This window comes from Listeria rocourtiae FSL F6-920, from assembly GCF_000525975.1.
Classification (GTDB): Bacteria; Bacillota; Bacilli; order Lactobacillales; family Listeriaceae; genus Listeria_A; species Listeria_A rocourtiae.
On sequence record NZ_AODK01000045.1, the window covers coordinates 33,655 to 44,903 of the forward strand.

The following is an 11,249-nucleotide window of genomic DNA, read 5'->3' on the forward strand; positions in this document are numbered from 1 at the left end:
ATATCATCTAATTGCCCTTGACGCACCATAAAAGTATGCTTATCAATATAGCAATATCCTAATAAAATGATGAGATTTTTATTAGGACTACATTTTTGCGTAAATCCAAATCTAAAAAAAAAGAGAGAGGCAACGAAAAAACATCGACCTTATTATTAATCGATGTTTTATACTGCCATGAAACAAGTCCATGAATAAAAATTGAGATAATATTTAAGACGATTCCATCATTCGAACAATCCGTTTGCCAATCATATCAAATCCGGCATTGTTTGGGTGTAAGCCATCTCTTGTGTATAAATCATACGTGTATTTCCCAAGTCCAGACTTTCTAAATAAATCTAAACGTGGCAAACCATATATGTCAGCAACAGCTATGATGCCGTCAGCGATTATTTCATGTTTATCCATATCGCGTGTTTCATTTTGTAACGGAGTAAATAGATATATCTCTGTTTTCGGGTAATTGATCCGAATGTACTCAATAATTGCCCTCAAAGCGCCTAGGCTTGTACTTGTGTCAAAAATAGTATCATTACGTCCACCAACAACTCCCAGCGGTATATTAAAAGCTACATCATTCGTACCCGCTGCAATTGTCACAATATCAAAATCTGTTAAATCATATTTATTTGTGACAATTTGCTCATAAATACTGTCTGTCCTTGTATTCGGTGCAAAAGTAAGATATCCTTCCCCCTCATTTCTTATAGATGCGCCCGCTTGACGCATATACGCTTGGTAACCGCGATATAACACGCCGTCAACCACCTTACCATCATACCATGTGATGCTATCGCCAAATGTTACAACTCGACTTCCATAAAGAAGCTTACTTGAATTAAAATGAGGCAACGAAATCTCATGTTCATAATACTGCTCTGGTTTTGATTCTCGTTGGCTTAGCATATAGCTATCAAGGTTTGCATCGGTTACAACAACACGGACATAACTAGCATCTGTAGGCACGCATTGTGTATACCAATCCGTAGCTACTTCTGTCATCTGCATAAAACCAATATATCTCTTTTGAAAATCGTAATAACAGCCTACTATTTTGGCATTCATTGTTACCCCAATGATTTGTCCTGGCGTCACTTTAATAAATCGGCTTGTATTAACACCTGCCTCCAATGTAGTATTTCCAGTCTCATTTACGAGACCTGTATTTTTATCGACATCTATTTTATCGAATAAATTCGTAATGGTTGCACGAGCCAATTGCTCGCCACCAACCATTGAAATACTTGCTAAAAAATCGTGCAGACCCTCAGTCCCATTCTCAGCTATCCATGTCTCAAGCATCTCCCAATTCTCATTGAGTGCATCACGGTAAGAGCCTCCATGGAGCATATTTATCGGTCTATTTAATTTAATCGTCATTGCCATACCTTCCTTAAATAAATTCTTCTGTATTCAGCATTCCATCATCACTTTTACTGATTCATTTTGCGCAGATGTAGGTTTTAATGTTAATCAAGAGCACTTTTACCAGTCAACACAATTGGAATTAGATGAAAACGCGAATTCATTTGTACATTCAAAGGATATAGACATTGAAAATAGGTTCACATCACAAACTCAGTTTGATTTGTTAACAATTTTACATATTCTCATTATTTGAACAATACTGTAGACACTTCTAGCAATTCTCTTACGGTATAAGAGCGTAAAATAAACCTGCCCAGAAGCACTTTTTTACGAATCTATCTGTTTCGTTTTATGTCTCACATCATATAATTTTTAATCGCAAAGTAATGATTTAAGCAAGTAATAATTATACCGTATTTTCATATATCTGTCAATTAAATAATTCCATTTATTACCACAAAAAAAGAACCCCTTACTCTTATATACATTCTGATTGTTATGGAAGAAATCAGTAAAGGTTTTAAAAGAGAAGCCCAAAAAGAGCTCCTCGATGTACTTATTTATGATAATCATGTTTTTCTAGCTTATCTACTAGTTGAACTGCCTCGCCAAATAAATCCAGTTCCAACGGTGCACCTTCAAGTAGCTCGATACTAACCGTTTTAGAATCTACCGCAATTTCAATCAAGCGATCACGGTAATTAATTTTAAACGCATATTTATCCCACGTTTTTGGCAAGAAAGGCGCAAAGGATAGACGTTCATTGAAGGTACGCATACCTGCAAATCCTTGCACAATTGCAATCCAACTCCCAGCCATCGAAGTGATATGAAGGCCATCTTCTGTATCGTTGTTATAATTGTCCAAATCAAGACGAGCCGTTCTGTTATACAACTCAACTGCCTTATCTTCTCGACCGATTTCAGCTGCCAATACAGTGTGAACAGCTGGCGATAAACTAGATTCATGCACCGTTAATGGTTCGTAAAACTCAAAATTACGCTGCTTTGTCTCGAAATCAAACTCATCACCAAACGTATAGATACCCTGTAGCACGTCTGCTTGTTTAATAAAGCACGACCGCAAAATTTTATCCCATGACCAATTTTGGTTAATTGGCTTATCTGTATCCGTCAATGTATCTGTTGAACGCAATTCTTTATCTAGGAATGTATCATGTTGCACAAATATTTGCCATTTCTCATCATATGGGAAGTACATATTATCAATAATGTCCTGCCAAAAATCAATTTCAGCATCTGTAATTTGTAAAGCTTCTTTTTTTGTTGTTGAAATTTTTGCTAGCGATTCAATCGTATATCGCAGTGTCCACGTAGCAATATAATTCGTATACCAGTTATTGCTAACATTATTATCATATTCATTTGGCCCAGTTACGCCGTGAATCATATATTTATCTAATCGCTCAGACATATGCACCCGGTCAGCCCAAAACCGGCTAATTTCGGTCAACACGTCTATACCTTCATTCTCTAAATAGGAACTGTCGCCCGTGTAGTTCGTATAATTATAAATAGCATGCGCAATAGCACCGTTACGATGGATTTCCTCAAATGTAATCTCCCATTCATTATGGCACTCAATTCCTGTGAATGTAACCATCGGATAAAGCGCACCTTTTAAACCAATTTTACGAGCATTAATCTTAGCACCATCCAGTTGGTCATGGCGATATTGCAACAAATTACGCGATACTTTCTTATCAGCAAGAGACAAATAAAGTGGCAAAGCAAATGCCTCCGTATCCCAATATGTTGCACCACCATATTTTTCACCCGTGAACCCTTTTGGCCCAATATTGAGTCGTGCGTCTTCTCCATAGTACGTTGCAAAAAGCTGAAAAATATTGAAACGTATCCCTTGCTGCGCCCCATCATCACCCGAAATTAAAACATCCGCTTTCTGCCAGCGTTCCAGCCAAGCATTCGCATGCTCTTCACGCAATATTTCATAACTCAAAGCTTCTAAATCCGCTAAAATTTGCTCCGCTTTTGGTGCTAGTTCCTGCTCCTCATAATCACGAGAAGTCACTACAGCCACTCGTTTCTCCATTTTCGCAGTCTCGCCCTTAAGCACTTTAAATCGATATTTATTTTCAACATATAGTTTTTTCGCAACCGCTTCCGATGACTCTTTCAGATTCGTTACACGAGACTCCATTGAGGCCGCAATTGTAAAACGTGGAATATCAAAATTATTTTCGATTGTCTTTGTCACAATAGTTGCCCTATTTTCCTCCGCCTTTTGTGCGACTTCTAGCCAAAATATTTCATCATAATTCGCATCCTCATTCGTCACATTCCCATCGATATACGGTGTGAGAACAACCTCTGCATCAGCATCTAGCGCTGTAACATGATATCGAATCAAGCACAACTCCTGTTTGACAATACTAAGAAAACGCTCCGCCTCAATCAAAAATGCCTTCTCATTCTTTGTCACCTTAAATGAACGGCGCAAAATCCCAGTCTCCATATCAAGCTCCAAATGGAAATCTGTCACCGTGTCTTGAAATAAATCTAGCGTTTCTCCATCTATTTCTACATCAATACCAATAAAATTTAGCGCATTAATCACTTTTCCAAAATAATCAGGGTATCCATTTTTCCACCAACCGACACGCGTTTTATCCGGATACCAAACACCCGCGATATACGTGCCCTGATGCGTATCCCCAGAATAACGCTCCTCAAAATTGCCACGCATACCCATGTAGCCATTTCCAAGTGATGTCAGACTTTCCTGTAAACGTTTGGCATCTTTCTCAACATTTCTAGATTTTAATTTCCATTTATCAATTTCAAATAAGCGTTGAATCATCCTGTCCGTCCCCCCAATTCCAAAATATTATCCGTCTGTCTAAAGCGTGTTTTAATGAAAGTAAATGCAATCATGAGCACCATTCCAAGCGACTGAATTGCCATCATCACTGTAACGTCGAAGTAAATTATCCCCATGACAGATGCAAATAATGTTGGTAATCCTAGAGCGAGTAATGTTAGTGAAACAGCCTCTTTATAGGAGCGAATCTCTGACATCTGATTTCGCTTCGTAAACCAAATAAACAAAGCTGCAAATAATATTAACATTAAACTACTTGCCAAAAGAACCGATCCGAGCATCGCAGACATTGTTAGAAAAACAAACGCCTTATTCTGCACAAACCATTGCCTACTGATCCAAGTTTGCATATCTTCAGCGTTCGTTATACCAGCAAGACTTGTATCACTCGTATACTTTACAGTGAAAGCGTAGCCAGAACTATCCCGAAGTTCCATGCTATTTTTGCCCAAAACTAGCAAATTCTTCACATCTGGCAACTCAAAATTTCCCAAGTTCACCATCGCTAAACCACTACCGGTCTCCATTTTAGTCTCGCTTGGTTCACCCGACAACGTCCCATTTTGCAATTGATAGCTAGCCCTAACATCACTAACAAAAGCATCATCTACCTGTTTCATCATATTTGGCATCAACGACTCCAAATCAAACGACTCCTGCTTCACAAAATGTAGCGAAACCGGAATTAGTAAACAAGCCGTCAAAAACACAAAAATAAAAACTAATTTTCCCCATCCAAACGAAGCCCGACTAGCAAACATTCGTTTGGGCGAACACATTCCCCAGAAATAGCTCATTGGAAATCCACGCTTCATCCTAATCACATCACAATCCATAAATCTTTAATAATCTCAACTTCATCGCCAAACTTCCTAAAAGCTACAACTACTTAATTCCCAGGCAAAGCAAAGTAGCGACATTTTAAAGGACTACAAACTCTTTGCACAGTGAGACTCTATTTCACTTCACATCAAAAACCCACAGCAGAGTGAGCGTTCGTAACTTCTCAGATGATTAACCTTTCGTTCCACCGGCAGTAAGCCCTGATACAAAATTCTTTTGCAAGAAGAAGAACAGTAAACAAATTGGTAAAGCGGCTAAAATAGCACCTGCTGCGAATAAGGCAACTTTTTGCTGTTGAGGATTAGCAATGAAGCTTTGCAAACCGACTGCAATCGTCAAATTTTCTGGCGTACGCAATAGGAATTTGGCAAGTAAGAAGTCACCAAATGGCCCCATGAACGCCCACAAGGCTTGAACTGCAATCATCGGTCGGACTAATGGCAAGATTATCTGACCAAAAATACGAAAATGCCCTGCACCATCAAGTTTCGCAGATTCATCCAAATCTCTAGGCACAGTGTCGAAATAGCCTTTCATCAGCCAAATATTCATCGGAATTCCACCACCGATATAAATCAATGTCAAGAACCAGAACTGATCCAACGCACCTAATAACATCGCCAACACGTAAAATGCTGTTAGCGCAGCCATCGTAGGCACCATTTGAATAATCAAGAAGAAGATTAAACTATTCTTCCGTCCTTTAAAACGGTAACGACTATACGTATATCCCGCAATCGTTACAATCGCTACTTGGAAAAACATTGTTGTAGTTGCAATAATTAATGTGTTCCGATACCAATCCAAATATAAGGTATCATTAAACAACCTCGTAAAATTATTAAGCGTCCAATTATCGCTCCACTCTAACGTAAATGCCGCAATATTTCCTGGTTTAAAAGCAGATGATGCTGTAATTAAAATAGGATATAAAATCACGATAGATAAAGCTAGCAAGAATAAATACGTGAAAAATTTTTGTTAAGAAATTAGTTGTTCGTTGATCCTTTAAAAATGACTTCATCCTACATCATCCCTTCATTACCAAAGGCATTAGTTTTCTTAAACGCAATCATCGACACTGAAATGACAACAATCGATATGAGTAGCGTTACGGCAGCAGCAACAGCATATTGCGGTGATGTCCCCGTTGTCAATTTATAAATCCATGAAATAAGAATATCTGTCGAACCTGCACCTGCGCCAACACTTCCTGGTCCACCTTCATTGAATAGATAAATAATGGAGAAATTATTAAAGTTAAATGTGTACTGCGTAATAAATACAGGTGCTGTTACGAATAAAATCATTGGCATTGTAATCTTACGGAACCGAGAAATAGCACTTGCACCATCAATTTTCGCGGCTTCATATAACTCACCTGGAATAGCTTGTAATACTCCAGTTACCATGACATAAATATATGGGAATCCCAACCAACCTTGAATCGATATTAGCGCTATTTTAGTCCAGAACGGATCCGTTTTCCAAGCAAGCGATGGAATATCAACAAATGGTAAGTGATTTAAAAGCGGGATAACTTGCATGTTGATGGCACCAATACTGTCATTAAACATGTTTGAGAAGCTCATGATGGTAATGAAAGCAGGCACTGCCCACGGAAGCAAGAAAATTACTCCGAAAAGGCGTTTTCCTTTGATAAAACTCTGATTTGCCACAACGGCAGTAAAAACACCAATCACTATTTGCAAAGTTGTAGCACAAATCGTCCAAACAAGCGTCCACGAAAATACACTTAAGAATGTATCACGATATGCGCTTAGGAAGAAAATACTAAAGAAGTTTTTAAATCCTACCCAGTCAATTAAATTAGCAGGTGGAATATGATAAAAATCGTAATTTGTAAAAGCCATAAATAATGTTACTAGTACAGGAAAGATAATAACAAACGTCATAACAAGATATGCTGGCAGCGTGAAAAGATACGGAAAGCCTTTCTCCACCATGTTTTTTAGAATATCGATTGCCTTCGTATTAACTTTCTCACCCAAATTCCATGTCACTGCAACACGTCTCGCATCGAATATATTAATAATATAAAAGCCGATAAAAATGACAGTAACAATCAATTGAAGTGTTCCCTCAATCATCAAGAATAGCGAATGATCCACACCTGGTACAGAACCTAGCGTAATGAGACCAATGAATGCGTTAATACCTACTGCAATAAATTCGATAATGAAAGCAATAAATACAGCGATAAACACTACACCTTTAAAAATTTGCCCATTATAAAATTGACCCAGTCCTGGAATAATCGATAACAGCGTTGCCTTACGAACATTTTTTATTGATTGTTCCTTATCCATCGTGTTATCCCCATTTCTACCTTTTATTTTATGTAAGCTTAGAATGTTTTTCAGAGTGTCAATCGAAGTAGCTGATGACACTCTGAAATCCATCCAAACTCGTTCTTATTTATTTTTGATATTTTTGATCGATGTTATCAGAAATAACTTTTACTGCATCATTGGCAGATTGTTTCGGTGTTTTATTGCCTGAAGCTGCATCAAACATCAAATTCTCCGCTCCAGTCCAAACCTCAGCCATTTCTGGAATGTTTGGCATTGGTTGTGCGTTGGCATATTGCGCAATAACCGCCGTAGTCAGCTCATCTTTCTTAGCAGCTGCAGCGTCACGTGATTCATGATTTGCTGGTACTTCATTAGTCATTTCATATAGTGTATTTTGGTTATCAGTATTAGTTACATAATCCACCCATTTTTGAGCAACCCCTTTATTCTTAGAGTAGTTTGAAATAACCCACCCTTTACCACCAGCGAATGGAGAATATGGTTTTCCATTATCAAGTGTTGGGATTTCTGCCACACCATAGTTTACTTTAGCTTCTTTATAGCTTGCCGCTGACCAAGGGCCACCGATAATCGCGCCTGCTTTACCTTTTACAAATTGATCTTGGATAAAGTCATCTGCACTCTTATTATCTTGCATTCCTTTTGGCCAGTAAGTTTGGAACCATTTCGTTGCATAAGTAATTCCTTCGATAGAACCTGCATTATTTAAACCGATATCTTTTGGATTCGTACCATTATCACCGAATACATAACCGCCATAACCAGCTAATAGTCCATATGAGAAGTAGAAATCAGTCCATTTTGCAAGGAAAGCTGTTGATTTTCCTTTTTCAGTTGCAAAGTTAAAACGTGGGTCTTTTGTTAAAGCTTCTAAGTCTTTAAAAGTAGCCGGAGCTTTGTCTAGTAAATCTTTATTGTAATATAGCACAAGCGTTTCAATAATTGCTGGCGCACCATAAATTTTTATTATCAATTGTCACTTGCTTCACGTCGTTATCATCAAGTTGATCTTTATTTCCTAATTTTACTTCGGCTAAATGTCCTTGTTGACCAAGACTACCGATTCTATCATACGCCGACATCATTACATCAGGCGCTGTACCTGCTGGGCCGTCTAATGGCAATGCTTCTAGTGTCTCGAACATATCTTTTTTAACTACTTTTATTGTCACATCGTTATCTTTTTCAAATTTAGATTTAATTTTGTCTATATATTTTGCATAACCCTCATCCACAGAAACTGTCAATGTTTTCTTACCATCACTTGATCCACTATCTTTCGACGAGCTTCCGCTACCACATGCTGCTAGACTTGCTACGATTACCAAAACCATTGCTAATAAGCTAAACTTTTTGAATGAACTCATTACCTTTTTTTCCTCCTCTTTTGAAAAATTCATGCGCATCCCCTTAAATTGTGTTTTGCGCGCTCCTTCTTCACACCCTAATTTTTATTCTTGGTAAAGCATTGTGAAACAGGTTAACCTCTGACGCTAATTATGGCTTATAACGAAAACGTTTTCAAGATATAATATCGTGTTACCGATAACAAGATTATTGCTATGGCTAGAATAAGGCTGTATGTGCGAATCAGTCTCATTTTTACGCATATACAGCCCGTTTGACTCTAGTTTATGAATTTACCACTTATTATTTTAACCTTCTAAAATGACAAACGATTTTGCCGGAATATCCAGATTTCCAGCGACTTCATTCGTCCAAGCGTTTCGTACCTCTTCCGTGATTGCTACATCTGCTTTTAGAACTGTTCGCGCGACATCGCTTTGATTAAAAATAAATGTCAGACATTTGCCATCTAATGTTCTAGAGAAAGCCACGATATGCTTCTCATCATCAACAATATGCCAATCTAAATTGCCATATGTCAATACTTTTTGATTCGTCTTACGGAACGCAATTAATTTTTTCATAAAGGTCAGCATGTCTTTATCTTGATTGGCTTCATCCCACTCCATACATTTTCGGCACAATGGATCATCTGCACCATCCATGCCGATTTCTGTTCCATAGTAAATACACGGAGATCCGGTGTGTGCAAACATGAAAGCAAGTGCCAATTTTGCCTTCTCTTTATCACCTTCACAACGAGTCAATAACCGCGCCGTATCATGAGAGTCCAACATATTAAACATGACATGATTCACCTGCTCCTGGTAGCGCATCAACTGTTCGCTAATCCCAGAAACCATCTTAGTTGGCTTAATCCGCTCCTCCACAAAATTTTCAATAATGGTTTGCGTGAACGGATAGTTCATTACTGAATCAAACTCATCTCCGAGTAGCCACAGCCATGAATCATGCCAAATTTCGCCAAGAATGTAAATATCTTCTTTTTCGCTACGGACAGCTTTATTAAACTGCTTCCAGAAAGCGTGATCTACTTCATTCGCCACATCCAAACGCCAGCCATCGATATCGAATTCCCGCACCCAATATGTTGCGATATCTAACAAATATTTCTGCACATCTGGATTTGCAGTATTTAATTTCGGCATATGCATAGTATAAGCAAACGTGTCAAAGGAAAGTGTATTCTTTCCTTCCACATTGCCATTTTCGCCCGGTGTCACTGGGAATGAACGGATATGGAACCAATCCACAAATTTCGATTTCTCACCATTTTTAAGTACATCTTGCCATTCTGGAGATTTATCCCCGATATGGTTGAAAACCGCATCCAGCATGATTTTAACGCCACGCTTATGCGCTTCTCGAACCAGTTTACGGAACGTCTCTTTATCACCGAAATGAGGGTCTATTTCAAAATAATTCAGCGTATCGTACTTGTGATTCGTAGATGCCTCAAATACTGGCGTCAAATAAATACCATTAATTCCAAGCTCCACTAAATAGTCTAAATGATTGATAATTCCTTGAATGTCTCCACCAAAAAAGTCATCACGATCAGGGTCTTTGCTCCCCCAAGGCAACACATTTGCTGGTGAAAGCGACGGATTTCCATTATCAAATCGCTCTGGGAAAATCTGATACCAAATCGTTTCTTTCACCCACTCAGGAGCTTTAAAAACCTCTGTATCATGTAAAAATGGAAATTTAAAATAATAATCCATAATAGCGCGATTGGCTGGTGTATTCTCATAGAATCCACGTCCACCATAAAACACATCTTCCCCCGCTGTATCTGTCAACACAAAACCATACTGTAATCTCCGTTGTTCAGGCTTAACTGCAACAAACCAGTAATCATGCTCTTCTGTAGAAGCCACTTTTCGAAGTGCTGTTTCCTCAGATGCCCAGCCAGAATCGGTTTGTAAATAGGGATCTGCTGCAATTAAAACCACTTCTTGGATATCATCCCGCTGACTTCTAATTTTGATATGTAACGTCTGAGAATCATAGCCGTAAGCATACGAACTAAACGGCTGATGATAAATTGCTGCTTTTTCCATAACAAAAAAACCTCCTTATTAATATCTATCTCCAAGTTAGCATGCTTTGAAAACACTTACAATGTTTTTTGGATTGTTATCGATAACAGAATGAAAAGCTGAAGAAGCCCGTTAGGCCCGAAAAAATTTGTTAGGGGGCGTAGTAAAAGTCTTCTTTTGACTTTTATGGAGGCCACGAAAATTTCGAGGGCCTGGCTTCTGAAGCTGGATCTCATGAAAAGCTGAAACGGCCCGTTCAGCTCCGAAAAAAACTGGAGCGACCGTAGTAAAAAGCCGCTCTTGCTTTTTATGGAGGGCGTGAAGTTTTCGAGGAGTTGGCCGTTGAAGCTGGATCCGGAGGCGCTTCACGTGATACAGTACATGGATTACATGCTCACTTCGTTCTCATGCATATTGAGGCTCTAA

General features: G+C 38.5%; 5 protein-coding genes and 2 pseudogenes. All 7 read right to left on the minus strand.

Features of this window, described 5'->3' with window-relative positions:
* Positions 1–213: 213 nt before the first annotated feature.
* Positions 214–1,383, minus strand: a complete 1,170-nt coding sequence (locus PROCOU_RS13575) for an SGNH/GDSL hydrolase family protein (protein ID WP_036073352.1) — start codon at positions 1,381–1,383, stop codon at positions 214–216.
* Between the two features lie 544 nt (positions 1,384–1,927).
* The gene (locus tag PROCOU_RS13580) at positions 1,928–4,213 is read right to left on the minus strand and encodes a glycoside hydrolase family 65 protein (protein ID WP_036073354.1); all 2,286 of its coding nucleotides are present in this window, start codon (positions 4,211–4,213) and stop codon (positions 1,928–1,930) included.
* Positions 4,210–5,031, minus strand: coding sequence for a DUF1189 family protein (locus PROCOU_RS13585; protein ID WP_159101233.1), 822 nt, complete (start codon positions 5,029–5,031; stop codon positions 4,210–4,212). Before PROCOU_RS13585 ends, PROCOU_RS13580 begins: the two co-directional genes overlap by 4 nt.
* 217 nt (positions 5,032–5,248) lie before the next feature.
* Positions 5,249–6,101: pseudogene (locus PROCOU_RS13590) on the minus strand (sugar ABC transporter permease).
* 1 nt (position 6,102) lies between these two features.
* On the minus strand, positions 6,103–7,407 hold the full coding sequence (locus tag PROCOU_RS13595; RefSeq protein ID WP_036073356.1) for a sugar ABC transporter permease: 1,305 nt from the start codon (positions 7,405–7,407) through the stop codon (positions 6,103–6,105).
* 109 nt (positions 7,408–7,516) lie between these two features.
* Positions 7,517–8,780: pseudogene (locus tag PROCOU_RS13600) on the minus strand (extracellular solute-binding protein).
* 288 nt (positions 8,781–9,068) lie between these two features.
* Complete coding sequence (locus tag PROCOU_RS13605; protein ID WP_036073359.1) at positions 9,069–10,844, minus strand: glycoside hydrolase family 13 protein; 1,776 nt, start codon at positions 10,842–10,844, stop codon at positions 9,069–9,071.
* Between the last annotated feature and the right edge of the window lie 405 nt (positions 10,845–11,249).

Coding starts and splice junctions, on each gene's coding strand:
- PROCOU_RS13575 (WP_036073352.1), bottom strand. CDS start 1,383: ATGACGATTAAATTAAATAGACCGATAAATATGCTCCATGGAGGCTCT.
- PROCOU_RS13580 (WP_036073354.1), bottom strand. CDS start 4,213: ATGATTCAACGCTTATTTGAAATTGATAAATGGAAATTAAAATCTAGA.
- PROCOU_RS13585 (WP_159101233.1), bottom strand. CDS start 5,031: ATGAGCTATTTCTGGGGAATGTGTTCGCCCAAACGAATGTTTGCTAGT.
- PROCOU_RS13595 (WP_036073356.1), bottom strand. CDS start 7,407: ATGGATAAGGAACAATCAATAAAAAATGTTCGTAAGGCAACGCTGTTA.
- PROCOU_RS13605 (WP_036073359.1), bottom strand. CDS start 10,844: ATGGAAAAAGCAGCAATTTATCATCAGCCGTTTAGTTCGTATGCTTAC.